The organism is Citrobacter sp. RHBSTW-00017 (genome assembly GCF_013797615.1).
Lineage (GTDB): Bacteria > Pseudomonadota > Gammaproteobacteria > Enterobacterales > Enterobacteriaceae > Citrobacter > Citrobacter braakii.
The window spans coordinates 4,553,414-4,574,611 of sequence record NZ_CP056899.1 but is presented as its reverse complement, the minus strand read 5'-3'; the positions used below and the strand labels follow the sequence as shown (position 1 = coordinate 4,574,611).

The following is a 21,198-nucleotide window of genomic DNA, read 5'->3' as shown; positions in this document are numbered from 1 at the left end:
CATGCTCTTTTTACAACATTGTCAGTGAGTTAAGACGAGCTGTTTTTGGCTGACGCCAGTCCAGCTTATCGAGGAGCATGGCGAGTTGTGAGCGGGTAATGGCGATTTTACCATCGCGTACAGCAGGCCAGATGAACTGGCCTTCTTCCAGCCGTTTGGTCAACAGGCACAGGCCGTCAGCATCGGCCCAGAGTATCTTTACGGTGTCACCTCTGCGGCCACGGAAGATAAACAGGTGGCCGGAGAACGGGTTTTCATCAAGGGCATGCTGTACCAGCTCGCCCAGACCATTGAACGATTTACGCATATCCGTGACGCCAGCAACCAGCCAGATACGGGTACCTGACGGGAGGGATATCATTGGCTTCTCCCGGTCAGCTCGCGGAGCAGCACGCCCAGCAACTCCGGCGAGGGGTTTTCGAGGCTTATTTTACCGTGGCGGAACTCCACGCTGCAGGAGGAAGCATTCAGCGGACACTGCCCGGAACCGTTATCTGATGTTGGTGGTTCAGATACGATCTCGACAGGTAACAGTGACAGCTCTGAAGGTGGGGTGATGGTCGCAGGCAGGCGACGTGATACCCGCCCCTCGTTTTGCCACATGCGCAGCCACTTAAAAATGAGGTTGTGAGCAACTCCATTTTCGCGGGCGATCTTAGCAACATTGGCATCCGGTTGAGACGCCAGCTCAACGATGCGAAGTTTAAAGTCATTAGAATAGACTGTGCGGGATTCAGTTCGCCAGTTGGCAGTATTTTCCATGATTAGAGCTCCTTCTAAATTAGATGGAGCTCTAAGCTAACGATCCCGTAACCAGATTCACAGGCGGCAGTGGCTAGACGCTTACATTTTATCCAGCCCATCATGTTGTAACCGGTGTTCAGGCCTGAGAAGCGCAGCACACCAGGCTCTCCCGGCAGCACATTGCCTGCTATCCGTGCACGGGATTGAGTAACAGGTACTGTCGCTCGAGATCGTCCACTTCTGTACATCCCATCACGTTAAACCCCATCTTCTTATAGAACCCAGATGTCAGCTTGTTAACAGGCACGACTAATCTTACGTATGGATTTTGTGGGGGTAGAGCAGTAAAGATATTGAGAGATGATCGGTTGGAAAGTATCAGAAACTATAAAAGCAAAAACCCGCCTCTAGGGCGGGTTCTTTAAATAGTGGTGCCCGGACTCGGAATGGATTTTGTTTTGTAATTGCATTGATTAGAATGGTTTTTATCTTGTTCCATAAACGTTGAGGCCCCCATTAAGGCCCCCTTCTGCAAAGGGTCAAAATTTGATGGTTGAACAGGAACTTTTACATCCATCTGAATACTATTTGATGGCAAGGTATAGTGATCTACTACGGAATCGCAGTGAGCACCATCCATGTTTGAAAATGATACCATAATTTGGTTCCTTACTGTTTAGTGGGCAACGCCCCTGGATAGTGTTTCGCGATAATGTCGTTCAGCTTATCGACCAGCTCCGATCGCCTGAACGTGATATGGACAGTTCCCTTCTGAAAATACTTAATCACAGACATCTCATCCTCATAACGGGTGCTATGCCTGTTCTCATGGATATGGTCGCTTAACCGGCGCGTGACGTCGGCGCGATTGTCGGGGATGGCCTTCCCATCCAGCAGCATCAGCATGCGCTCAAGGTCCGTTAACCGGTCACGCTGCCAGCCCCAGTTCAGACCAAATCCCCACCGGTCATATTTGACAAGCCCCGTCACGATGATTTTCCCGCCAAACCTACAGGGGCTGTTTGTCTTAAAATTCCAGCTCAGACCTTTAAACACGTTAATCACACCTCGTTCAAACACCTCACCTTTATTCAGATGCAGTTGTTCGAATGTGTTGAGAATATTCTCTTCACTGATAGCCGGAATATCGTCTTTCTCCAGGCTGTTGTACCACTCGTCGCGGACCTGTGCGTCCATGAGCGCCAGCATTCCCGAGCGTTGCATCAGATCCCGCCATATACCACGATCGATATTGCGAGTAATGGCTTTCATGGCCGTATCAGTATCCTCCATCAGCCAGCAGTCGTAGCTGTATTGCCGCATTCCCTATTCATTCGCTTTACCACCGCCGATGCTGCGGGTCAGCGTCGAGATATCGTCAAGTTGTTGTATCAGCGTTTCAATCTGTGCAATCGCGAAATTACGTCCGGTGATGATGCGCTCAATACTGGTAGAACAAATCACATCGGTATGGCCGGTTAACACTTCAGGTTCGGTGAGGGTAAGATCTGACATTTTAATTTCCTTTATATAAAGCAAAGCGCCAGCCGGTAAGGGCTGGGGCTTATAGGTGTGTGGTGAGTATGGTTCGGTGGCTAACAGGTTCTGGTCTGTTGCAGAAGCTGAAGATGGCGGAGATTACGAACATCGTTTCGCGCCTGCTCAATCCAGGGCAACAGCACTGCTGAATCCGTCTTGTCTTCGTCGTTGTCGAAAATAATGCCGGTGTTGCAACTGATGTTGTCCTGCAGCCAGCCAATCAGAATGTTGAGAGCCACTTCGGTGGTTAATTCCGGCATGTAAAAACCTTGTGGTGATTGAGGTGGGGTTACCAGTCAAAGGTTGTAAAACTTGGTAGCACTTCGCCAAAGGCATCCAGATGAACAATGCCAGCGGCGTAGCGACGCATAAGCGTCACTAATAACCGACGGCAGGCTTTTGACAGACCGAGGCGTTTGAGGCGTAAGACCGGAAACGACCACGCGCCCAGGTGGAGCAGATAACCCGAGCCGGTATAACTAATCCATTCAGACTCGCCAAAGTCTTCATGCTGGTGTGAAAGGGTAAACAGCAGAGCATTGTCTTCCGCCGTGATATGTGCAGTGCTGCACTGAATGCCGTTCAGGCGGGCAACGGGCGGAATTGGATCTTCAACAATCAATTTCCCCGGTTCGTCAGCAACGAGAAGCGAATAACCGTTCTGGTTCACCACATTGATCAGGTCGGTCAGTTCAATACCGTCAATGTCTACGACGATCCGGCCCATGTTGAGGGCCAGTACGTTGATGGCATCGGCTTCCACCGTCAGGGACAGCTTCATGGTTGCACCTCACGGTATTTGCCGGTGGTGATGTCGGTAACGGCCCTGTAGCTATGACGGGTCATCAGCCCGGTGGCTTTGCGGGCGCGGAGAATATCGATACTGGTGAGAAGCGGCGACTGAGTTTCCGCGTTAAAACCGCGACGATCAGTGCGTACCAGGTCGTATTTCTCCACGATGAAATTCACCGCGTCGCACAGTGAGATACCGGCATCGATATGCTCTTGGATCACACCATCTTTGCCAAATGGCGTGTCGTTGAGCGTCAGACCGTAGTGACGGTCCAGCAGGTGACTCAGGAGGCGCTGCCAGATCGCCACGGGTGACGGGCGTGGCGAAACCTCCCGTTTCGGAGGAACAGGTTGTGTTTGCATAATGGAAACCTTTACTGGTGAGTTAAACGAAGGAAAACTGCCGGGAGGTTTATTCTGTTGTTGCAGGTGTCGGGTAAATTGCGAGATAGACGTACCCGTGCGAGCCGAGGCTGTCGGCCTCGCATATCAGCCCTTTTGCATACAGCGTGACGCAGTGCTGATGACGGGGATTCAGCTCACCGGAAAGCAGCATCAGCTCCAGTTGCTTCAGCAGTAGCGGGAATGCCTGGTCGAGATGGCGTAAATCCGCGTCGCTGAAGGTGCCGGTGATGCTGGCGCGGTCGTTCAGGTAATGCAGCCGGTTGCCCTCCTGCACCAGACGTGCGCCAAAACAGGGGGTGATATCGCGTTTAAGCCCCCACCAAGGGGCGGCGATATCGTGGTTTACAGGCGGTATTGTATTCGACAATTTTAGCCTTCCTTAAACGTGAATTAATTCAGCGTAACGCTGCGTAATACGACGTACGGGCCGTTGCGGTCCTGACGGTGTTCTGCGAAGACGGCGAGCACGCCGCTGATATCCTGCACTTCCCGACCTGCGTAGTGGCAGATGCTGCCGGACCATGTGTATTTGCCGGCACAGAAGCGAAACAACCGGGACTGCGGATGCTGGCGGTATATCGCCATCGCCTGGCGTTTGCTGATGATTTTCATCGTTATTCTCTCCTTAAAGCCACCCTCTCTCAGCAAACGAGACGATCTCCATGCCGCCCACCACCAGGTGATCAAGCAGTCGGATATCAACCAGCTCCAGCGCCTGCTGAATACGCGTAGTGACCTGACGATCTGCATTGCTGGGTTCGGCAAGGCCTGACGGGTGGCAATGCGCCACAATGACAGCGGCACAGTTATGCTTCAGACCGGCCTTAACCACCTCGCGGGGATGGACCTGCGTATGATTGATGGTGCCGGTGAAGAGCGTTTCGTGGGCTATCAGACGATGCTGGTTATCGAGGAAGAGTACAGTGAATACTTCACGCTCCAGTGAGGCGAGTTGCAGACGCAGCCAGTCACGAACGGCGGTGGTGGAGGTAAAGGAGGCGCCGGGCTCGCGTAACTGGCGTTCCAGCAGGGTCAGCGCACGTCGGATAGTGCGCTGTGCGGCGGGAGATATTCCCCCGCTGTCGGGGGGGCAAGGGGTTATATTCATTGGCTTTTCCTTTATGTTGACCCGTCCGGGATTGATGTGTTGTACAGTTTCACGGCAACGACGAACTCGTCGTGCTGGGATTCAAACCATGACCAGATAGGGAAGAGAGAGGTGCCCGTCAGAAAATGCAGGAAGAGTTCGTCGGTCACAACGTCTCCGTCCTCATCCCTGACCGTTATTTTCCCCAGCGCATCCCACAGGGTATTCAGGTGAGACAGTTCATACGACATGGCGGGATGCTCAGTCGATGATGTGCATGATGGCGCTGCATTCCGGGTGACTGAGCGCGTAATCCCGCAGGCGGTAGTAGTGCTCCGTCATGGCATCGCATTCGGTGCGCATGGCATGGTGGCTGTAAGTCATCAGACAGACGGCAATCCCCGCAGCGTCGGCACTGAGTTCACCGCCGTTGCCGTTCATAGTGTTGAACAGCGACCACGGTTCATTGTTCTCCGCTTCCGGGGCCATAAACGCACCACCGTTGCTGAGCGTATAAAAATTCCAGATACCGCCGTTGTAGTCGGCGCAGAAACGGTCCATCCACGCGAAGACCGTCGGCTCAAGGATTATCCACTGCGGTATGCTGCCGAAGTACTGCGGCCAAAAGCCGATGCGCTGCTCGTCCTGTACGAGGGTGGCAGTCAGCGCTGGCGCAGAACCGGCAGGTTGTGGCGGTAACGGAAGGGTATCGTGAAGGTTAATAATGTCGGTCATGTTAGTTTTTCCTTGTTTATTTATCGGGTTGGGGATGCTGGTTCAGCAGGAGTGACGGGCAGGACTGCGCATAGCCATCTTCATCGCACCGTGAGGGCCAGATGCTGTCAGACACAGACAGTCGGCACAGGCTGAGCTCGCCGGGACGGTAGCAAAGATGTCTGCACCAGGCGCAGAGGTCATCGTCGGAGATGGAACGGCAGCCGGACTGGTTTTGCAGGGAAACGGGCCAGACAGCCGTCAGACGGGTATTTGCAGGAATGTGCTGCATCAGCTCAGTGCCTGCTGCAGTTCTTCGGCCATCACCCAGAGCGCGCGGTTGAGTTTGATATCCCCGTCGATACCGTTAACCGCACGAGTGTGGGTACGTTTACCCTGCGCGGTGCGTCCGCTCAGCCCGCCTTTCAGCAACGATTCCTGAATGCGGTTATAAACGGTCCACAGGTCGTCCTGATGGTCCTCATACCGTCGCGGTGTCAGTATCTGCGCTGCGGTCACCGGCTGATATTCTTCACCAAAGCGGTATGTCAGTGCGGCGTTCGCCAGGGCATGTTGCGCGGGTGCTGGTAGTCGAAGTGACTGCATGGCCTCGCGCTTTTCTTCCACCCGATCAAAGACACCGAGCACTTCATAAGCCCCCTCAATCACTTTCCCGGCCACATCGCCACGATGCGGTACACGAATTTCACCGAACGACTGTCCGCAGACGAGCCCGTTGGTGCAGATGGCTCTGAACAGCCCCGGCAGCATCTGGTATGAGCTGCTACCATCGTGCGAGTTAAGCAAAATGATTTCGGGAACCTGCTGGCCGGTTATCTGACCGGTACGACGCAGGCGCAGCAGATGTTTGGTGTGCTCCCGGCGGTCAGGGTCGCGTACGCGTGACTGGCAGGCGAAGAAGGGTTCAAAGCCTTCGCGTTGAAGATTTTCGAGCAGAGTAATGGTGGGTATGTAAGCGTATTTTTCGCTCCTGGAACCGTGGCGATCTGCACTGAATACGCTGGGAACGACCTGCATCAGTTCTTCGCGGGTTAACGGACGATCGCGACGGATCTGGTTTGTCCGTCCAAAGCGGCTGGCTAGTCTCATGGTAAATTCCTTATTGTTGATTTAACGGCATAAACAAAAAAGCCATGCTCCTGTGGGAGCATGGCTTTTTTGTGTGGTCGCTATTGGGTTAAGCTGTGGTGTGTCAGTGTTTGGGGATCCCGTGGCTGAGCAGATAGCGGTTAAGCCATTCCCCGGCACTGGCTTCAAAATTCCAGGCCCGCCAGATTAACGTCCCCTCGCTGTCGCGAATAACCAGCCGAAAGTGCGTACCCTGGTCATCTTCTATAGTGACGTTGTGGTAAAGCGTGACCACGGCTTCAGCCTGTCGGCGGGTGAATTGCCCTGGCGGTAACGACGTATCGTCAGTGACTTGCATATTCAGTTCCTGATGAATGGCATAAAACAAAATGCCCCGCTCAGTGAGCAGGGCATCAGTGGGTTAAGTGTGTGGCAATAAGCTGCAGTATCTGTTCCATGAGCGCTGTGATTAAGGCACCTGCGAGCAGGGTTGCCGCCTGTCTGGCGATGTAAATACTGTCTTCGTCATAGCCTTCTTCGCGGAAGTGGTCTTCCACAAACTGCTGCGCCCGGCTGCTGGCGCACCACGTCAGCACCTGACGCAGGGTGTTGAGCACGATTTTCAGGAATGTCATTGGGTCAAATCTCAGAGGGGGGATCCGGATGAATCTGGGGCACAAGGAATGCCCCGGCCGGATAATAAGAGGAGAGCTGCGTTACTGCGGTGACGGAGACTCCGGCGGCACAGGGGCCTGACCATGAATAATGCGGTGCTTCGCCAGTGCCTGCGGCATATCGTTGATGCAGTATGTAATGTAGAAGACGTTGAGCACCACGGTATAAAACGCATTCATCTTCAGGTCAAACCGGAAGGTGTTCAGCGCATAGTGTCGCAGTGCTGCTCTGGCCTTAAAGGCCCAGACGATGTACATCACGCCGCAGGTGAGCGACAGAATGCCGCTTAAGGCCAACAGTGTATCGCTGCCCGTGTCGTAGCCCGCCAGGTCCGGTGAGGCCATCACGCCGAACTGTCGTCCGAGCCCAAAACAGACGGCGAGCCAGATGATAAACAGATTGCCGCAAACCGGATATCCGGTGGTGTCGCTGATAATCTGCTGTTTTCGGTACAGCCACAGTAACGGCCAGATGCCGCAGGTGGCGACGGTGAGTAGAACAAAATGCAGGGTTGGCGTCGTCAGTCGCTGGCTGAGTGTCGAAATGTCGGTCATATCGTATTGTCCTTGATTGATTTTGCTGTAAACCGGGGATGCGCCGGGTTACCCGGCGGTCAGTGTCGTGCATTCGGGCATATCAGCCAGAACCTTGTGAACGTTTCCAGCCGAAGGGGTAAAGTGCCCCACCTGTTTGTCGTTGACGTAAATCTCAAACGACGTTGCTTTTCTGATGGCATCAATGAACGACAGCCAGGCGTTGTCGCCGTTACGCCAGCCCAGAGAGGACGGCAGGGGGAACGTCTGGTCATCCGTGACGACGGTGATGGCGGTTTTCTCATCCTGTGAATCGGCACCGCTGCCGTCAGGCAGGGTGAGCATGACGTGATGCTGCAGGATATTCTGGTCGTCAGGGTTGCCGGTGCAGTTCAGGTTCATCATCACGTTTTCCGGGCTGGTGATGATGTACTCGGTGACGCCCATACCGAAGCCACTGCTCCACATATTGGGGACCGCCTGTGCCGTGATGGCAAAGGTCAGTAATCCTGCTGACAGGATGGCGTGCATGAATCGCATGGTATTTTTCCTTCTCAGTCAAAAATGTTGTTGGGGGGCAGCCGTGTTACATGAGTTGTTTACCCACGACGATAAGTCCGGCCAGCCAGCCGATATACTGTGGGCCCACAAGCCAGAACAGACGGGCCTTGAGTAATCCGGTCATTCCTTCGCGGGTGTATACCGCATCCGGCATCAGCCATTGTCGAAGAGCAGCACCGACCGTCATACCGGCTCCGGGCCCAAGCGTCATCCAGAACAGATATTCCATTCCCTGACCAAAACTGCGTATCTCGCCGGTACTCCCGAACACGTTAAACAGCACGACCACAAGCGCGATGGCGAAGGCAATCGCGAAATATTTAATGACAAGCGCCATGTTCAGATTTCCTTATTTTCTGCACTGCTGAGCAGCGCTCAGCATGTTGTCCATGAAGCGCGGGGGGACATAACCGTATTGCTGGTTCATTTTCTCCAGCTCCCCGTGCGTATATTTCGTTTTGAGGTCATCCCGGATACATCCGCAGACGGCGGTAGTACCGCCGCCTGATTTGCATCCCCGGATAAACTCGCGTTCATTTTTGTCGCCACAGCCGCTCAGGGTTACGGCAGACAACATCAGGGTGAAGAGCAGCAGAGGGCCTGCGACAGGTTTCACGATTTGACTCCTTTGGGTCTGGATGGATGTTCAGGGTGTTGTTCCCTGAAGGTGTGAATGACATCACTGATAAAGCGAAAGTGGGGCAGTGCGCTGATAAATCCCTCTTCAGTAATGAGCGAACTGATTTCGCTCCGGCGACGGAAGGTTTGCTCTGAGAGTGAGGCCGAGATAATGTCTTCCAGCCGGAACACCCGAAGGCTCCCCCGGCAACAGACGACCAGATACCAGTGCTGATGCCGGTAAATCAGGCGGTAAGGCTCCTGCTCATCGTGACGGACACCGCCGACCAGCAGACTGACCACCCGGTGATGACAAATGGCTTCGGCCAGACGATGAAAACTGTCAGCCTGTGTCCATGCTGGCGGTAAGTCGTGCCAGATAAAGCAGGGTGAGGTGCCCGTTTCATTCATCAGCAGGTGCATCAGTTGCCGGTTCTGCGACGGGATAATGCGTGCGATACCGGTACTGCGGGCAAAGGAAACGGCCCCCGGAGAGTGATCACGCGTGGCGCTCTCACTGAGCCGATACGTGCCGTTCTCCCCGATAATGTCGAGGTGGACCAGCCGTTGATGTAAGTCACGACGCAGGGTGCGTATCGATACACCAAACTCACCGGACAGTGTCTGAAGGGTCAGCGTTTCTCCGGCCATTAACCGGCTGATAATGACCGACAATCTGACGGCCAGCCGGTCGTAGCGGGCCTCTTCATCGGGTCGTTGCATGGACGCTCCGTGTGCGATAAATAGGTTGATATTTCATGCGGTTATTATGCGGGCGGGGAGGGACACGTTATGTCCATCCCCCGTAATGGCGGAAAAGAAAAAGTAAAATTCATCTTTCAGTAAACAGGAGAATTAACAAAGGGTTAGTGCCAGGTAGCTGAAATGACGACAGCATGCTGACACGCCCTGTCATCAGTCGTGCCGTAGCGAGTACGGTCAGCGGCTCAGGCTTTGTGCAGGATGGGCTGACCCTTATTAACGTTACGGTGCACTGAAGATATGCTCGCACTGCGTGCAGCCGTATTCATCAAAGACGGTACCGTCCAGTTGTTCTCCGGCCAGAGAGCCTGCCACCGCACCAGCACAGGCGCCGGACAGAAAACCAATGAGGCCTCCGGCTATCGTACCGACAACCGGAATGACTGAACCTATCAGCGCACCGGTGGAGGCTCCTTCAAGCCCGGCAATGCCTCCGGCTGTTGCGCCAATGACCCCACCCGTCTTTTTACCCACATGGCGCAGTCGTATGTTTTGCGAACCGCAATTCGGACAATGCATTTCTTTCTCCCTTATTACTGGCAATAAATAGCCGCCTTCATGAGCTGGCGGACCGTGTATCAGAGAGACCTGGGTACCGGAACAGAAAGCATAGCTGTGACTTAGCGCGAGAAGCATACGCACGGGTATTTTGTGGGACAGTTGACCCGGGAGAAGGAATAACGACGGTAACAGGGTATCGGGACCCCGTTTGTTCTTACTGGACACATTAACCTCCGTGAGTGAAATAACAAAACGGCAGCACTTCTGCTGCCGTTCTCACACCGGTAATATAGGTCTGAAATTATTTTGAATGTCATTTCTGGTCTGTATTACTGCCTCCGCTCACCTTGTTTTTAGCGCAAAGCCCTCACTCACCACCACAGGTTTTTCGGTAATGGTCATTAATCAGCATTTCCAGCATATCACTGATGCGAACTCCGCTACGTTCTGCCATAAAGTCCAGTCGAGTTTTTGTTTCGTTCTTCAGGTACGTATTGAGTGCTTTTTTATCGGTACGGGACTGACGTAATTTTTGCTGGTTCCAGGCTTTATTCAGGTTCAGAAGGAATAAACGCTTTGTATCCGGTGCATCGTCCCATAAGTCGATCGCCGTGCGCAGGGCTAAATTGCGTTCAGAATGACTCAGGGGGGTAAACCAGGTACTCATTCCTGGCGTTGAAATATTTAATGAGAGCCCGATAGTGGGCGCATTTCTTTCTTCCTGAAGCGATTTGAGGCTGTTCCATGCCCACAGTACCGCGTCTTCTTCATTAGGTAACCATTTCAGCGGAGCTGGTTTGCTGTAAATATTTTTCCACTGGTCTTTCAGCCTGTCCATGACCTGGCGCTTGAGATGATTTACCGGTGGGGTCGGAATAATAATGTTGTCGAAAAAAGAGATGATAATATTAATTCTTTCCTGGTGGCTTGTCGGAGATACACTCAGATTCATTCGCTGATACCAGTTCTTTCCGAACTCTGCATTTGCTGGTTTGTCAATACCAAGTTCGTAGTCTCCGGCCTTGCAAATATACGCCCATAACCAGAATGTTGCCCGTTCATCCTGTTCTAGCCAGTCAAAACTTTCCAGCGGAAGGATGTTTTCATCACGGGCTGTTTCCATATCAGAAAAAAGTCTTGCCCGCTGTTCTGCATTCGGTATGAACTGATTAATCAGTTTGTTGAGTGCCTGTCGACAACTTTCTGCATCCTGGTGAGGAATGTCACGGGTGTTAATTATTTTATTAATACCCAGCCACCCGGCATAAAAAGCACAGACTCTCAGGTCACGGGTTTTTATAAGATGTTGTCTGCCATTGTCGTAATGTACAACCATTGTGGATACCTGTAATCGTAAACTACATAGTAGTGGTTATGGTGGTGATTGTTGTAGCTACACAGTATCACGATGATGGTTTTATCGTCACTTAAAAACACATCTGGTAGTCATCGTGAGGTTTTATTGTTGATTTATACTGGTTTTGACAAGGTTTTACCATGGTTTTAAAGTTGTCATTTTCTTTGTTTATCTCTCAGATGCTTCTCTGTTTACTGGATGAGTATCGTCTCAATAGGTTATCTTGTTCTCCTGCATGCTTTCGTTTTCATCCCCATCATGGTGCCTGGTTCGCTTCAGGGGGCATTTCTGGTATCAGGTCGGGCTGCCATGAGGTATTTCCATTTTGTTGCTCATAATCAGGATTGAGGGCTTCTGCGGGCAGTGATGATACGGGGTTAATTTGATTGAGGTTATTTGATATGACGTGGTGTCTATTTTCATGTTATTGAAAAAAGATAATTCCAGAGTAACTGATGCAGGCGTTTGTTGTAGGTAAGTGCTGTATGGCGTGGTTATCTTCATAGCTATTGTTATGCCTGGCGTGTTGGATTGGTATTAATATATTAAAGAAGGGGTCTTATCATTTGTAACAGTAATCGATGATGTGTTATCAGTAAGTGGGTTATGCCTGGGAGGTATTATTATCTGAAGGTATTCACTAAGGGGATAGTACTATTGGATGGTATCCATTGAGCAATCATTGCCATCAGGTAAGAAATACACCATTCAATGTAGTCACAACCTGAATGTTTAGCACTCATTAAAAATCTATCATTAAGAAAACAGAATTGAATTGAGTCGATATTACCATTGACTAGTCCTCGTCAGGATAAAAGTGAAGATGATTAACATCAGTAATCTAATAATCATAACGACAGGGTGGTTACTGGTTAACAGTAACGTTTTGGGTGAATGGTCATGCCTGAAAATCAGCAGGTGAGTATCAATGGTTTATTACTGGTCTGCGTATTAGTGATGAGCGTTAAATGCTCAGTCAGTGAACTAACCTGTAGTAAGCCTGTCGGTATTGCTCTGTCTGCCTGATATTGACGCTTACAATACCTGTCAGTTACAGATACTACGGTGACCCGTTATCCCTGAAAGTTTTTTGATATGTGTAAACAAGGCCATTGGTAACGACTGTAAACGGGGCATTATCCGTGTTGGTGATAATAGTCATGATTGTATCGTAAACAGAATAACCCGATTGAGGTGACGTGGAATAGGGTGATTATCCTGGTAATCACCGCAAGCTATTTAATAAGTAATTGAGCGCTGTAGTGTCTTATACCGCCATAGCTTCCTGTGAGCCTGCATAAGCGCATTGAATAACACGATAGTGGAAATCTGTGGTTAGTATGAATATGGCGCTCCTGATGCGTTACAGGGCGTTTTAGCAGTAGTCCCGATAACGATTATTTATCGGGCTTATTGAACGGGGTAATAATATCATGACAGCAATGAGGGACTGGTACAGGGGCTCTTGCCCCGGGTATATACATCCCTCTGGGGTAATATTTGCTTTTCAGGGTAACCACAACCTATTTTGGGTCCAGGTCAATACAAGGGCATCGCAATCTTCAGCTGCTTCTGTAAGCCAGAATTGCAGCGACTTAACAGTTTCGATCTTCGCTACTGGCCTGACATTGCCGGGATCATTCGCTCACTGGGGATGGAAGAGGTGGAGGTAACATTCAGGGATGAAGCGACAGAGGCAATTATCAACGCCCGCAGACCTTCACAGACGGATTTCTTCAGAGCGTTATTCGATAACATCAGTAACCAAAAAACCGGGGATTACTACGCCTTGTCACGGAGTTTTAAACTCTCCGATACAGCACTGGCGACGATTTGTAATATCACCCGTGATTTGCCACCCGATGAACTCGTTGACGCCGCTTATGTCAAGCGTACCCGCCATCGTCTAACGGGAAGACTGTTTTTTCGCAGCCTTCGGGTCACCCGGCATTAGAACCGATTTCTGAGAGGCGATTACCCTTTACGCAATCATTCTGCCAGCCACGATATTTTACTGAAGCCAGCCGTCTCTGAGGGATCGACTGGCGGACTCGCTGAAGGCAATAAGTTTTTTTTAACAGCACCGGTAATGGTTATGAACGATAACCCACCGGAGTCCATTTTAATGAGTTACACATACGACCCTTACTGGCAGCAACGCATCGCTGATACCTTCAGTTGCGCTCTTAACGCTTACACCCGCTTACTGGCCCTGCGTGTTGACCTCCGTCTGCCGGATACGCCAGCGGCCACCGATGCTGCTGTTATCTCCCGCTTCACCGATTCCCTGAAAGCCCGGATTGATGCCCTTCAGACGCGTCAACGTCGCGAGGGCAAACGCGTCTGGCCGACCACGCTGCGTTTTATCTGGGCGCGGGAGTTTGGTGAAATCAAAGGGAAGAAGCATTACCACGCGGTGCTGTTGCTGAACCGCGATACGTGGTGCGGACCGGGAGATTACAAAGACCCGGATTCGCTTGCAGGTATGATTAAACAAGCGTGGTGCAGCGCCCTGAAGGTGGATGCACAGGCGCATGCCGTTCTGGCTCGTTTCCCGGCGAGTCCAGTCTCATGGTTGACACGTGGCGATGGTGCTCAACTGCAACAGGCCCTGTCGCAGGCGGCCTATTTAGCCAAGCTGGAGACCAAAATCACCGGTGACGGTGAGCGTAACTTCGGTTGCAGCCGTGGCTGAGCCAGACATATCTCGATTCATCAGGCCTGATTGTGCGGGCCGGGTAATTTTTTACAACGTTCCCCTATCCTCTGAGGCGAACCGGTAACCCCATGATTCAACCACCACCGGACGTCTCCCGATAGCCATATCCTCAGAGGGAGAAAAATACCATGACCACGTTGAATACGAATATTAATGCCAGCCCTGACACACTGCTTTCAGCTCAGGACCCGCTTATCGACATGACCTTTATCACCACGTTTACCGGGATGACCGACAAATGGTTTTACAAACTGATTGGCGACGGGTTGTTTCCGAAACCCATCAAGCTGGGGCGCAGCTCCCGCTGGCGCAGAAGCGAGGTGGAAGCCTGGATGCAGCAGCGTATTGCTGATTCCCGTGGCGTCTGAGCAGGGAGGATATCTGAATGGAAAAACGACGCCGCACTCAGCCACAGGCCATCCCGGTTCGCTGGACGTGTCCCCGTTGCCGGCGACAGTACTGTGGCGCCAGACCCTGTCCCGTTTGTTTCAGACCCACCGACGCACCTGCGCAACCGTAACCTTTCTGTATTCCGGTGCCGACCACCAACCGTACCGACCCGCTAACGCATAACTGAACCGCCATTCACCCTGCCACGCTGCCCGTACCGGGACGGCTGACGCCTGCGTGTCGTCTGGCGGTAAGGAGAGTACCACTATGTATGCAAAATCGTTTATGGCTCTGGACGGCAACGGCCGTCTCACGGGAGCCATAACCGCGCAGACCGCGCCGTATGACCGCTACAGCTGCCATCTGTGTGCCAGTGCCCTGCAGTACCATCCTGAATACGACACCGAACGTCCGTGGTTTGAACATCATGCAGCAAAGCTTTCGGAGAACGGTCGACAGCACTGCCCGTATGTAAAGCCCGGGGTGAGGGAGACCCGCCATATCCGGCAACTGCAGTCTTATGTACCGGAAGCCCGTCCCCTGGTTTTCTACGCAGACTGGCACTGTCACGGCTGCGGCAGTGATTACCACGGTGAGCGCTACTGCCTCACCTGCCGGACGGGCGAGCACAGTGATGTGCGTGCTGATACCAACCGGATAGAGGAAGTGACGGCATGCGCATGCTGAAATGTTATCTGGCCAATGACCGCGAAGGCCACTTCGCGACAGCCGGGGAGGCCGTGAGTGCGCCGGGGCAGATATGGAGCTGCGCGTCCTGCGGCTGTCGACTGGTGCTCCATGCGGGGACATACGGGGAGCCGCCGTGGTTTGAACATGACCAGCAGAGCGTGGCCCGGCATGTGCTGATGGCCTGCGCCCACCTTGACCCGGAAGTGAAAACCGAAGCCCGGCACCGAAAGCTGCGCAGTCTCATCAACGGGCTGGAAGCGACGGTAATGGTGCTCTCCTGGTACTGCGTGTGGTGCGGCGACCATTACCAGGGCGTGAAGCACTGTCCCCGGTGTCTGACTGGTATCTACAGCATCGAAGAAGCGCACTGGCAGAGAAACTACTGCTGCAGTACCAGATAGTTCCCCGTCTTTATGAACCAGATACCGCCGTAGAGGCGGTGTCCTCCCTGATTTAACCTAAAGAGAGTCTGCATTATGAATCATTCTTACATACGGGCGTCTGATGCTGTCAGCGCGGATGCCGTCAGCACGCGTGCATTTCTGCAACAGGCCGTTGACCATTACCCGCGACTGGCGGCATTCAGCTTTACGCTGGCGCTACCGTATCGTGAAGCCATGAGCGAATACCGGTCATTGATTCTGCGTTTTCACTCTGAAGTCTGGCAGCGCACCGGCGAATATTCGCGCCAGCGTCAGCAGGCACGACATCGTTCACTCCCGACGCTGTTACGCTGGATATGGGAGACGGCCAGCGCACCGGAGTGCAAAATGGTGCTGCTGCTCAATCTCGATACGCTGGGTACAGGGCGAAACCTGCAACTGACCGACAGTGCGCCTCCGGGGCTTAACGCCATCATCGCCGACGCATGGCAAAAGGTGACCGGTACCGCCTGCACTGACGGCGTAACGAGTATGACGCAGATCATTATTAACCGCGTCGCTCAGGGAGTCTTCGCAACACCCTTTAACCAGCTTACCGTGCATGTTAAGGCCATGTCAGAGCCAATAGCAACGGCCAGAACGGGGATGATTTGTCCGTGAAAGTAATAGCTTCTCTAATTAATGGGGGAGTTATCCAGGTCTTCCCCGGTGTCTGCAGCGCCGATATAATCCCTGAATGAAAAAAGCTCACGATACCTTACCCCCGGAACAAACCGTCACAGCACTTGCGCATTTCGCCTGGTGCGCCCTTGTCGCCTTACGTACCGCTCAGCAGGATGGTCAGGCATTGTCGCCACTCAGCACGCATGCATTTATACTGCGCTGGTTAACGGTGGCGTATAAGCAAAAACGGTTTCCACGTGCAATCGCATCTGATATTGAGGGATTGCTGACGCTGGGGCGTAACAAAGGCCTTGCCGCCAGCTTATTCAGTCGTCTGGAATATCTGTGGTCTTCGTGCACCGGACCGGTGTCAGCGCAGTCGGATTTGTATCGGCTGACGTACGCAATTGAACAGCTTAAATCGCGGGGCTGGGTCAATGCAGCGGTGAGTGACAGGGACTGGGACAATGAAACGCTTCTGGTCCTGGAATACAGCGATGCGAATGCACTGCTGGTAAGGAAGTCGGCACTGACCTGCGGATTTTCGGATGGAGGGAAACTCGTTGCGCCGGTTGAGTTTCTTGTGAATGGCGACTTGTCAGCCTGTATGGCTGTTTTTGCGGCTCATACACTGTCGGCTGTCATGCTGGAGTCGAATCGGATCGTGTTACAACCTTGAGCAGTAAAACAACCGTTCTCAACCCGCAGCAAAGCTCATCACTGTCCACGTCTGTCTTTCTGTAAACCGAACGGGTGTTGTTCCTGGTCGCGCTAATGCACCGGCGGCTGAGATATTCATATCGCTGGTACAGGTATGAGATATGCGTAAAGTCCGGGCGTTGCAATTCCTTTAATCTGAAAAAAATAAATAAGCCCGGTTTACGTGAATAATAAGAAATGATGGAAACCTGAAACTGTCGCCAGTTTTTCACATGCTCAGTCACGTCCAGCTTCTCAATTTCTGATAAAAGTACAAAATCAGATATTTCACGTGACTGGTGATATTTTGTACAAATATACACCCTAAGCCAAATTGATCATTTTCTGTGCATCCTTATCCCGCGGGGCCTGAAGGGTTATGGTGTAAAATTCTTATAAATCAGAAAGATGATATTTTTTTGTTAAAAGCCAGGAATGTAAATCTTTGTTACATTTTTTCATTTTCGATCTGGCAGGGAACGTTCCCAAACTCCAGCCATTGGGCCTTATCCGAAATTTTTCATTTCAGACAAATACCCAGAAAATACAGTGTCGACATGCTGGTGGATGGAATGCGCCCGCTTTTTTTGGTTCCGGGATTTTTATTTACGTCGGATGACGCGAACCGGAAAGTTGTTCTGGCTGGGTAATTTTTTCTTATTTATTTTTCACTGGCATTGACCGTTTCTATCACTCCATAGAACAGGGACAGCCATGTCTAATTCTTCCTTTCAGTCCGAAATCCCTAAAGCGCGTATTAATTTAAAACTTGATTTGCATACCGGTGGTGCGAGCAAGAAAACGGAGCTCCCCCTGAAATTGCTCGTGGCGGGCGACTTCAGTAATGGTCAGGAGTCTGCCCCTTGTCTGAGCGCAAAAAAGTTGATTTGAATAAAAATAATTGTGATTCTGTCATTTCTGAATATTCCCCAAAAGTCAATCTTACCGTTAAAAACACGCTTGCTGATGATGGCAGTGAAGACAACATCAGTCTGACCTTCCGGAGCATGAAGGACTACCAGCGTCGGTGAGACATCCGCGTCATACAACTCTTTGAACGCAGCCACTATCTCACGGGTGGTCATCCCTTTGGCGTACAGTGACAGGATTTGGTTATCCATCCCGGTGATCCGGGTCTGGTTTTTCTTCACCAGTTGGGGCTCGAAGGAGCCGTCACGATCGCACGGCGTACGCAGTTCCAGCGGGCCATCGCCGGTGGTAACGGTTTTTGTGAAATAGCCGTTGCGGGAGTTGGCACCCGGTTTAGACTGATGTTTACCGTAGCCGAGGTGATGGAGCATTTCGGCGTTGAGGCGGCGCTCAACGCTGATTTTTTTCAGCAGGCGATCGAACTGGTTGAGATCGTCAGGGGTTTTGAGATTTTTGGTCAGTTCGTTAGCCAGAGCCTACAACTGTTTTTCGTCCATAAAGTAACCTGCTTTTGATGTTGAATTGAACATATCAAAATCAGGCAATTACACAAACTTGTGTACAGGCTCCATACAGCTAACCCGGCCCGTCACATCGTAATGTCAACCCGTAATGCATAACATCATGCAGCGTTCCATTAATGAGTCGGGAATCATATTCAACCTTCTTGAATCGCCACGGATAATCTAGACACTTCCGAGCCGTTGATAATACTGGTTTTCATATTCTGTCGGTGACATCTGATCGCTGGAACCATGCCGACGCTTACTGTTATAAAACATTTCGATGTAATCAAAAATATCGCTGCGGGCTTCCTCCCGCGTTCCGTAGATCTTTTTCTTTATCCGTTCGCGTTTCAACAACTGGAAAAAGCTTTCTGCAACCGCATTATCGTGGCAGTTACCGCGACGGCTCATGCTGCCCTCCAGTCCGTGTGATTTCAGGAACGACTGCCACTCATGGCTTGTGTACTGACTGCCCTGATCCGAATGAACCAGCACCTGTTTTTGGGGATTACGCCGCCATACAGCCATCAGCAGTGCGTTCAGGACAATGTCCTTTGTCATCCGGGATTGCATGGACCAGCCGATAATTTTGCGTGAGAACAGATCAACAACCACAGCAAGATACAGCCAGCCTTCGTGGGTCCTGATATAGGTTATGTCGGTTACCCAACGCTCATCCGGAGCATCCGGATTGAACTGTCGCTGGAGCCTGTTGGGCGACACGATACTGGCCTCGCCTTTACGTGCCCACGGGCTCCGGTATCCGACCTGAGCCTTTATCCCGACACGTTTCATCAGTCGCCAGACTCTGTTGACTCCGCACTGTTGCCCGCTGTCCCGCAGATCCAGATGGATCTTGCGATAACCATAGACGCATCCCGATTCCAGCCAGAACTGTTTAATCTGTCCTGTCAGTCTCAGGTCTGCCCGATGGCGTTGTGAATGCGGCTGCTGAAGCCATGCGTAAAAGCCACTGGGATGAACATCCAGCACCCGACAGAGCAGGCGAACAGGCCAGCAACGGGCGTTGTCACGGATAAAGGCGTACCTCAGTCGGACAGTTTTGCGAAGTACGCCGCGGCTTTTTTTAATATGTCCCGTTCGTCAGTAACCCGCTTCAGCTCTTTCTGGAGACGGCGGATCTCGGTCTGAGCATCTGACTGTTCTTTATGAGTGGAGGAATCCGGCCCGTACTTCTTTATCCAGGCGTAAAGGCTGTGGGTGGTGATATCGAGACGTGTTGCAACGCTGGAAACAGAATAACCACGATCAACAACCTGTTTGACTGCTTCAATTTTAAACTCTTCGGGATAACGCTTACCGCTCATGGGCACCTCTCTTTAAGCCATCTTAAATGACTCTGAGGTGTCTGTTAAACCCGTGTCGATTCACTTACATGGTGATCCATTATGCTATAAAATATGTACTTACCCTTTCTCTCTCCGCGAACAAGCCTTGCACTTCGTAACAACCTCAGATGATGACTGACCAGAGATTGTGATAACTGGAGCGACTCAGCAATGTCGCCTACAGAGACCGAACCACGCATACAGTAAAGCAGGATTCGTAGTCTTGACTGGTCCCCCAGTAGATGGAAAATCTCGGAAAGTTGCCCAATGTCGTTTTGCGAGAGCATTGATAGATCTGGCTCCGCGACATGATCTGTCGCGGAACAGTCTTGTATGTTGCCGCAATCTGATGTGCTGGACATTATGATTCTCCCTCCTAAATTGATAGTGCATCACCAGAGGCCTGATTAATGTTTGTGGCCTGGACTAGAATGGTTATGCTTTTTTCCGTGTTCGTGTTCGTGTTCGTGTTCGTGTTCGTGTTCGTTACGCAGTTTTGTCGGTGAAAGGCTGCATGTATTATCGTTTTGATCGTAATTCCAGTCGATTCCCACAGTTGCATGTTCTATTTTGAACTGCTCATAAAGTTCTTGTTTTACAAGCTTCACAACGTCTTTTACGTCCACATCTTCCTTGGCTCTTACTTCCAGTGTTGCCATCGTCCGACCTGAGGTTATTTGCCAGACATGAATATGACTTACGGCTGCTAAGCCCTTAACAGAACTGATTAGTCTCTGTTCCACCTTGTCTGGGGAGGCATCTTCAGGCGCTCCTTCTAACAGGATGTGCAGCGATTTTGCTAATAATTTCCAGGCACTACGTAAAACCAGTGCTGCGACAAGAACGGAAAGTATTGGGTCAATCGGTGTCCAGCCCGTGTAGTAAATGACAATAGCGGCGACAATAGCGCCAACAGAACCCAATAGATCACCCATCACATGTAAAATAGCACCTTTGACATTAACATGATCGGTCTCACCACGGGTCATGATCCATAATACCAATATGTTGACCAACAATCCTGCAATGGCAACGATCAGCATTGGGCCTGCCAGTATAATTGGTGGAGCTTGTAACCTTTCCCATGCCTCATATGCAATCCACGCCACAATAGCGAAGAGTGTCAGGGCATTAAAGAATCCCGCGATGACTTCAAATCGCAAATATCCAAAGGTTCGTTTGCTATCAGCAGCTCGACGGCCAAAACGGAATGCCGCATAAGCCAGCGCCAAAGCTACTGCATCTGTAAGCATGTGGCCTGCATCTGCCAGCAATGCTAATGAGCCAGAAAGTATCCCTCCAACAGCTTCGACCACCATAAATGTGAATATCATGAGGAAGGAGATAAGGACTTTACGCTCGTTTGCACTGGTTACTGCTGGAGTATGGTCATGCTCGTGATCATGTGATTGTGACATAGGGCCTCAAGCTGTTGGTTATACATGATGCCTTCAATATAACATATGAATATGTGTTCATGTAAAGGGTTTTT

General features: G+C 51.4%; 33 protein-coding genes and 4 pseudogenes. 8 read left to right on the top strand and 29 right to left on the bottom strand.

Annotation, left to right across the window (positions count from 1 at the left end):
- Positions 1 to 10 precede the first annotated feature (10 nt).
- From tnpB to HV037_RS22010, 24 genes and pseudogenes are all read right to left on the bottom strand, one after another.
- A complete protein-coding gene (gene tnpB, locus HV037_RS22120; protein ID WP_009309933.1) occupies positions 11 to 361 on the bottom strand; it encodes an IS66 family insertion sequence element accessory protein TnpB in 351 nt (116 codons plus the stop codon).
- Positions 358 to 762 (bottom strand): transposase, encoded by a 405-nt coding sequence (locus tag HV037_RS22115; protein WP_009309932.1) that lies wholly within the window; start codon positions 760 to 762, stop codon positions 358 to 360. Before HV037_RS22115 ends, tnpB begins: the two co-directional genes overlap by 4 nt.
- A gap of 169 nt (positions 763 to 931) precedes the next feature.
- A pseudogene (locus HV037_RS24720) lies at positions 932 to 1,027 on the bottom strand (GNAT family N-acetyltransferase); the annotation flags it as partial.
- Positions 1,028 to 1,165: 138 nt separating this feature from the next.
- Positions 1,166 to 1,402, bottom strand: coding sequence for a hypothetical protein (locus HV037_RS22110; protein ID WP_016154458.1), 237 nt, complete (start codon positions 1,400 to 1,402; stop codon positions 1,166 to 1,168).
- Positions 1,403 to 1,413: 11 nt separating this feature from the next.
- Positions 1,414 to 2,259, bottom strand: a pseudogene (locus tag HV037_RS22105) (DUF4942 domain-containing protein).
- A gap of 80 nt (positions 2,260 to 2,339) precedes the next feature.
- Positions 2,340 to 2,543, bottom strand: a complete 204-nt coding sequence (locus HV037_RS22100) for a DUF957 domain-containing protein (RefSeq protein ID WP_009652505.1) — start codon at positions 2,541 to 2,543, stop codon at positions 2,340 to 2,342.
- Between the two features lie 29 nt (positions 2,544 to 2,572).
- Positions 2,573 to 3,064 (bottom strand): DUF5983 family protein, encoded by a 492-nt coding sequence (locus tag HV037_RS22095; protein WP_009652438.1) that lies wholly within the window; start codon positions 3,062 to 3,064, stop codon positions 2,573 to 2,575.
- A complete protein-coding gene (locus HV037_RS22090; protein WP_016154457.1) occupies positions 3,061 to 3,438 on the bottom strand; it encodes a TA system toxin CbtA family protein in 378 nt (125 codons plus the stop codon). The genes HV037_RS22095 and HV037_RS22090 overlap by 4 nt, the downstream gene beginning before the upstream one ends.
- A 49-nt stretch (positions 3,439 to 3,487) precedes the next feature.
- Positions 3,488 to 3,847 (bottom strand): type IV toxin-antitoxin system YeeU family antitoxin, encoded by a 360-nt coding sequence (locus tag HV037_RS22085; protein ID WP_009652436.1) that lies wholly within the window; start codon positions 3,845 to 3,847, stop codon positions 3,488 to 3,490.
- Between the two features lie 23 nt (positions 3,848 to 3,870).
- A complete protein-coding gene (locus HV037_RS22080; RefSeq protein ID WP_009652392.1) occupies positions 3,871 to 4,092 on the bottom strand; it encodes a DUF987 domain-containing protein in 222 nt (73 codons plus the stop codon).
- 13 nt (positions 4,093 to 4,105) lie between these two features.
- Positions 4,106 to 4,588: a DNA repair protein RadC gene (radC, locus tag HV037_RS22075; protein WP_016154455.1), complete on the bottom strand. Its 483-nt coding sequence runs from the start codon at positions 4,586 to 4,588 to the stop codon at positions 4,106 to 4,108.
- Positions 4,589 to 4,599: 11 nt separating this feature from the next.
- Entirely contained in the window at positions 4,600 to 4,818 is a 219-nt protein-coding gene (locus tag HV037_RS22070; RefSeq protein WP_009652503.1) for a hypothetical protein, read from the bottom strand.
- Positions 4,819 to 4,828: 10 nt separating this feature from the next.
- Positions 4,829 to 5,302: an antirestriction protein gene (locus tag HV037_RS22065; RefSeq protein ID WP_009652453.1), complete on the bottom strand. Its 474-nt coding sequence runs from the start codon at positions 5,300 to 5,302 to the stop codon at positions 4,829 to 4,831.
- 16 nt (positions 5,303 to 5,318) lie between these two features.
- Complete coding sequence (locus HV037_RS22060; RefSeq protein WP_009652519.1) at positions 5,319 to 5,573, bottom strand: hypothetical protein; 255 nt, start codon at positions 5,571 to 5,573, stop codon at positions 5,319 to 5,321.
- Positions 5,573 to 6,391, bottom strand: coding sequence for a DUF932 domain-containing protein (locus tag HV037_RS22055; RefSeq protein ID WP_009652424.1), 819 nt, complete (start codon positions 6,389 to 6,391; stop codon positions 5,573 to 5,575). The genes HV037_RS22060 and HV037_RS22055 overlap by 1 nt, the downstream gene beginning before the upstream one ends.
- Before the next feature lie 103 nt (positions 6,392 to 6,494).
- Positions 6,495 to 6,728: a DUF905 domain-containing protein gene (locus HV037_RS22050; RefSeq protein ID WP_009652474.1), complete on the bottom strand. Its 234-nt coding sequence runs from the start codon at positions 6,726 to 6,728 to the stop codon at positions 6,495 to 6,497.
- Positions 6,729 to 6,783: 55 nt separating this feature from the next.
- Positions 6,784 to 7,005, bottom strand: coding sequence for a hypothetical protein (locus HV037_RS22045; RefSeq protein WP_032950095.1), 222 nt, complete (start codon positions 7,003 to 7,005; stop codon positions 6,784 to 6,786).
- Positions 7,006 to 7,086: 81 nt separating this feature from the next.
- Positions 7,087 to 7,599, bottom strand: a complete 513-nt coding sequence (locus tag HV037_RS22040) for a DUF4234 domain-containing protein (RefSeq protein WP_032950094.1) — start codon at positions 7,597 to 7,599, stop codon at positions 7,087 to 7,089.
- 48 nt (positions 7,600 to 7,647) lie between these two features.
- The gene (locus HV037_RS22035) at positions 7,648 to 8,118 is read right to left on the bottom strand and encodes a hypothetical protein (protein ID WP_009652431.1); all 471 of its coding nucleotides are present in this window, start codon (positions 8,116 to 8,118) and stop codon (positions 7,648 to 7,650) included.
- A gap of 46 nt (positions 8,119 to 8,164) precedes the next feature.
- The gene (locus HV037_RS22030) at positions 8,165 to 8,476 is read right to left on the bottom strand and encodes a hypothetical protein (RefSeq protein WP_009652410.1); all 312 of its coding nucleotides are present in this window, start codon (positions 8,474 to 8,476) and stop codon (positions 8,165 to 8,167) included.
- Positions 8,477 to 8,488: 12 nt separating this feature from the next.
- Positions 8,489 to 8,755 (bottom strand): hypothetical protein, encoded by a 267-nt coding sequence (locus HV037_RS22025; RefSeq protein WP_032950091.1) that lies wholly within the window; start codon positions 8,753 to 8,755, stop codon positions 8,489 to 8,491.
- Positions 8,752 to 9,480, bottom strand: a complete 729-nt coding sequence (locus HV037_RS22020; protein WP_009652433.1) for a WYL domain-containing protein — start codon at positions 9,478 to 9,480, stop codon at positions 8,752 to 8,754. Before HV037_RS22020 ends, HV037_RS22025 begins: the two co-directional genes overlap by 4 nt.
- A gap of 261 nt (positions 9,481 to 9,741) precedes the next feature.
- Positions 9,742 to 10,038 carry a membrane protein gene (locus HV037_RS22015; protein WP_009652512.1) on the bottom strand — a complete coding sequence of 99 codons (297 nt, stop codon included), beginning with the start codon at positions 10,036 to 10,038 and terminating at the stop codon, positions 9,742 to 9,744.
- Between the two features lie 349 nt (positions 10,039 to 10,387).
- Positions 10,388 to 11,356, bottom strand: a complete 969-nt coding sequence (locus tag HV037_RS22010; protein ID WP_032950089.1) for a hypothetical protein — start codon at positions 11,354 to 11,356, stop codon at positions 10,388 to 10,390.
- Positions 11,357 to 12,962: 1,606 nt separating this feature from the next.
- Between HV037_RS22010 and HV037_RS22005 the strand changes: the two genes are divergently transcribed.
- The 3 genes from HV037_RS22005 (at position 12,963) to HV037_RS21995 (ending at position 14,464) form a co-directional block, all read left to right on the top strand.
- A complete protein-coding gene (locus HV037_RS22005; RefSeq protein ID WP_009652475.1) occupies positions 12,963 to 13,331 on the top strand; it encodes a hypothetical protein in 369 nt (122 codons plus the stop codon).
- Positions 13,332 to 13,502: 171 nt separating this feature from the next.
- Positions 13,503 to 14,072 (top strand): inovirus Gp2 family protein, encoded by a 570-nt coding sequence (locus HV037_RS22000; RefSeq protein ID WP_016154452.1) that lies wholly within the window; start codon positions 13,503 to 13,505, stop codon positions 14,070 to 14,072.
- A 152-nt stretch (positions 14,073 to 14,224) separates the two neighbouring features.
- Positions 14,225 to 14,464 (top strand): AlpA family transcriptional regulator, encoded by a 240-nt coding sequence (locus HV037_RS21995; RefSeq protein ID WP_009652493.1) that lies wholly within the window; start codon positions 14,225 to 14,227, stop codon positions 14,462 to 14,464.
- A gap of 37 nt (positions 14,465 to 14,501) precedes the next feature.
- Here the strand turns inward: HV037_RS21995 and HV037_RS21990 are convergent, their stop codons facing one another.
- On the bottom strand, positions 14,502 to 14,681 hold the full coding sequence (locus HV037_RS21990; RefSeq protein ID WP_131334065.1) for a hypothetical protein: 180 nt from the start codon (positions 14,679 to 14,681) through the stop codon (positions 14,502 to 14,504).
- A 72-nt stretch (positions 14,682 to 14,753) separates the two neighbouring features.
- On the opposite strand from HV037_RS21990, the gene HV037_RS21985 reads away from it, so the two are divergent.
- From HV037_RS21985 to tssB, 5 genes and pseudogenes are all read left to right on the top strand, one after another.
- Positions 14,754 to 15,173, top strand: a complete 420-nt coding sequence (locus tag HV037_RS21985) for a putative zinc ribbon protein (protein WP_016154451.1) — start codon at positions 14,754 to 14,756, stop codon at positions 15,171 to 15,173.
- Entirely contained in the window at positions 15,161 to 15,577 is a 417-nt protein-coding gene (locus tag HV037_RS21980; RefSeq protein ID WP_009652429.1) for a putative zinc ribbon protein, read from the top strand. The genes HV037_RS21985 and HV037_RS21980 overlap by 13 nt, the downstream gene beginning before the upstream one ends.
- A 75-nt stretch (positions 15,578 to 15,652) precedes the next feature.
- The gene (locus HV037_RS21975; protein WP_009652434.1) at positions 15,653 to 16,219 is read left to right on the top strand and encodes an inovirus-type Gp2 protein; all 567 of its coding nucleotides are present in this window, start codon (positions 15,653 to 15,655) and stop codon (positions 16,217 to 16,219) included.
- Positions 16,220 to 16,295: 76 nt separating this feature from the next.
- The gene (locus HV037_RS21970; protein WP_023336638.1) at positions 16,296 to 16,901 is read left to right on the top strand and encodes a DUF2913 family protein; all 606 of its coding nucleotides are present in this window, start codon (positions 16,296 to 16,298) and stop codon (positions 16,899 to 16,901) included.
- A gap of 734 nt (positions 16,902 to 17,635) precedes the next feature.
- A pseudogene (gene tssB, locus HV037_RS21965) lies at positions 17,636 to 17,940 on the top strand (type VI secretion system contractile sheath small subunit); the annotation flags it as partial.
- Here the strand turns inward: tssB and HV037_RS21960 are convergent.
- The 4 genes and pseudogenes from HV037_RS21960 to HV037_RS21945 form a co-directional block, all read right to left on the bottom strand.
- Positions 17,938 to 18,324: pseudogene (locus tag HV037_RS21960) on the bottom strand (transposase); the annotation flags it as partial. The pseudogenes tssB and HV037_RS21960 sit on opposite strands and share 3 nt — an antisense overlap.
- 213 nt (positions 18,325 to 18,537) lie before the next feature.
- Positions 18,538 to 19,685 (bottom strand): IS3 family transposase gene (locus tag HV037_RS21955; protein ID WP_103849485.1). Its coding sequence is split into 2 segments (ribosomal slippage): positions 18,538 to 19,448 and positions 19,448 to 19,685, totalling 1,149 coding nucleotides; the frame shifts between segments, so codons are not numbered across the junction.
- A gap of 44 nt (positions 19,686 to 19,729) precedes the next feature.
- Positions 19,730 to 20,068 (bottom strand): metalloregulator ArsR/SmtB family transcription factor, encoded by a 339-nt coding sequence (locus tag HV037_RS21950; protein WP_181500194.1) that lies wholly within the window; start codon positions 20,066 to 20,068, stop codon positions 19,730 to 19,732.
- Between the two features lie 45 nt (positions 20,069 to 20,113).
- Entirely contained in the window at positions 20,114 to 21,124 is a 1,011-nt protein-coding gene (locus tag HV037_RS21945) for a cation diffusion facilitator family transporter (RefSeq protein WP_032950072.1), read from the bottom strand.
- Positions 21,125 to 21,198 lie beyond the last annotated feature (74 nt).

What these genes read in the sequence shown, in the direction of transcription:
- tnpB (WP_009309933.1), bottom strand. Translation starts at nt 361, where the DNA reads ATGATATCCCTCCCGTCAGGTACCCGTATCTGGCTGGTTGCTGGCGTC.
- HV037_RS22115 (WP_009309932.1), bottom strand. Translation starts at nt 762, where the DNA reads ATGGAAAATACTGCCAACTGGCGAACTGAATCCCGCACAGTCTATTCT.
- HV037_RS22110 (WP_016154458.1), bottom strand. Translation starts at nt 1,402, where the DNA reads ATGGTATCATTTTCAAACATGGATGGTGCTCACTGCGATTCCGTAGTA.
- HV037_RS22100 (WP_009652505.1), bottom strand. Translation starts at nt 2,543, where the DNA reads ATGCCGGAATTAACCACCGAAGTGGCTCTCAACATTCTGATTGGCTGG.
- HV037_RS22095 (WP_009652438.1), bottom strand. Translation starts at nt 3,064, where the DNA reads ATGAAGCTGTCCCTGACGGTGGAAGCCGATGCCATCAACGTACTGGCC.
- HV037_RS22090 (WP_016154457.1), bottom strand. Translation starts at nt 3,438, where the DNA reads ATGCAAACACAACCTGTTCCTCCGAAACGGGAGGTTTCGCCACGCCCG.
- HV037_RS22080 (WP_009652392.1), bottom strand. Translation starts at nt 4,092, where the DNA reads ATGAAAATCATCAGCAAACGCCAGGCGATGGCGATATACCGCCAGCAT.
- radC (WP_016154455.1), bottom strand. Translation starts at nt 4,588, where the DNA reads ATGAATATAACCCCTTGCCCCCCCGACAGCGGGGGAATATCTCCCGCC.
- HV037_RS22070 (WP_009652503.1), bottom strand. Translation starts at nt 4,818, where the DNA reads ATGTCGTATGAACTGTCTCACCTGAATACCCTGTGGGATGCGCTGGGG.
- HV037_RS22065 (WP_009652453.1), bottom strand. Translation starts at nt 5,302, where the DNA reads ATGACCGACATTATTAACCTTCACGATACCCTTCCGTTACCGCCACAA.
- HV037_RS22060 (WP_009652519.1), bottom strand. Translation starts at nt 5,573, where the DNA reads ATGCAGCACATTCCTGCAAATACCCGTCTGACGGCTGTCTGGCCCGTT.
- HV037_RS22055 (WP_009652424.1), bottom strand. Translation starts at nt 6,391, where the DNA reads ATGAGACTAGCCAGCCGCTTTGGACGGACAAACCAGATCCGTCGCGAT.
- HV037_RS22050 (WP_009652474.1), bottom strand. Translation starts at nt 6,728, where the DNA reads ATGCAAGTCACTGACGATACGTCGTTACCGCCAGGGCAATTCACCCGC.
- HV037_RS22045 (WP_032950095.1), bottom strand. Translation starts at nt 7,005, where the DNA reads ATGACATTCCTGAAAATCGTGCTCAACACCCTGCGTCAGGTGCTGACG.
- HV037_RS22040 (WP_032950094.1), bottom strand. Translation starts at nt 7,599, where the DNA reads ATGACCGACATTTCGACACTCAGCCAGCGACTGACGACGCCAACCCTG.
- HV037_RS22035 (WP_009652431.1), bottom strand. Translation starts at nt 8,118, where the DNA reads ATGCGATTCATGCACGCCATCCTGTCAGCAGGATTACTGACCTTTGCC.
- HV037_RS22030 (WP_009652410.1), bottom strand. Translation starts at nt 8,476, where the DNA reads ATGGCGCTTGTCATTAAATATTTCGCGATTGCCTTCGCCATCGCGCTT.
- HV037_RS22020 (WP_009652433.1), bottom strand. Translation starts at nt 9,480, where the DNA reads ATGCAACGACCCGATGAAGAGGCCCGCTACGACCGGCTGGCCGTCAGA.
- HV037_RS22015 (WP_009652512.1), bottom strand. Translation starts at nt 10,038, where the DNA reads ATGCATTGTCCGAATTGCGGTTCGCAAAACATACGACTGCGCCATGTG.
- HV037_RS22010 (WP_032950089.1), bottom strand. Translation starts at nt 11,356, where the DNA reads ATGGTTGTACATTACGACAATGGCAGACAACATCTTATAAAAACCCGT.
- HV037_RS22000 (WP_016154452.1), top strand. Translation starts at nt 13,503, where the DNA reads ATGAGTTACACATACGACCCTTACTGGCAGCAACGCATCGCTGATACC.
- HV037_RS21995 (WP_009652493.1), top strand. Translation starts at nt 14,225, where the DNA reads ATGACCACGTTGAATACGAATATTAATGCCAGCCCTGACACACTGCTT.
- HV037_RS21990 (WP_131334065.1), bottom strand. Translation starts at nt 14,681, where the DNA reads ATGGCGGTTCAGTTATGCGTTAGCGGGTCGGTACGGTTGGTGGTCGGC.
- HV037_RS21985 (WP_016154451.1), top strand. Translation starts at nt 14,754, where the DNA reads ATGTATGCAAAATCGTTTATGGCTCTGGACGGCAACGGCCGTCTCACG.
- HV037_RS21980 (WP_009652429.1), top strand. Translation starts at nt 15,161, where the DNA reads ATGCGCATGCTGAAATGTTATCTGGCCAATGACCGCGAAGGCCACTTC.
- HV037_RS21975 (WP_009652434.1), top strand. Translation starts at nt 15,653, where the DNA reads ATGAATCATTCTTACATACGGGCGTCTGATGCTGTCAGCGCGGATGCC.
- HV037_RS21970 (WP_023336638.1), top strand. Translation starts at nt 16,296, where the DNA reads ATGAAAAAAGCTCACGATACCTTACCCCCGGAACAAACCGTCACAGCA.
- HV037_RS21950 (WP_181500194.1), bottom strand. Translation starts at nt 20,068, where the DNA reads ATGTCCAGCACATCAGATTGCGGCAACATACAAGACTGTTCCGCGACA.
- HV037_RS21945 (WP_032950072.1), bottom strand. Translation starts at nt 21,124, where the DNA reads ATGTCACAATCACATGATCACGAGCATGACCATACTCCAGCAGTAACC.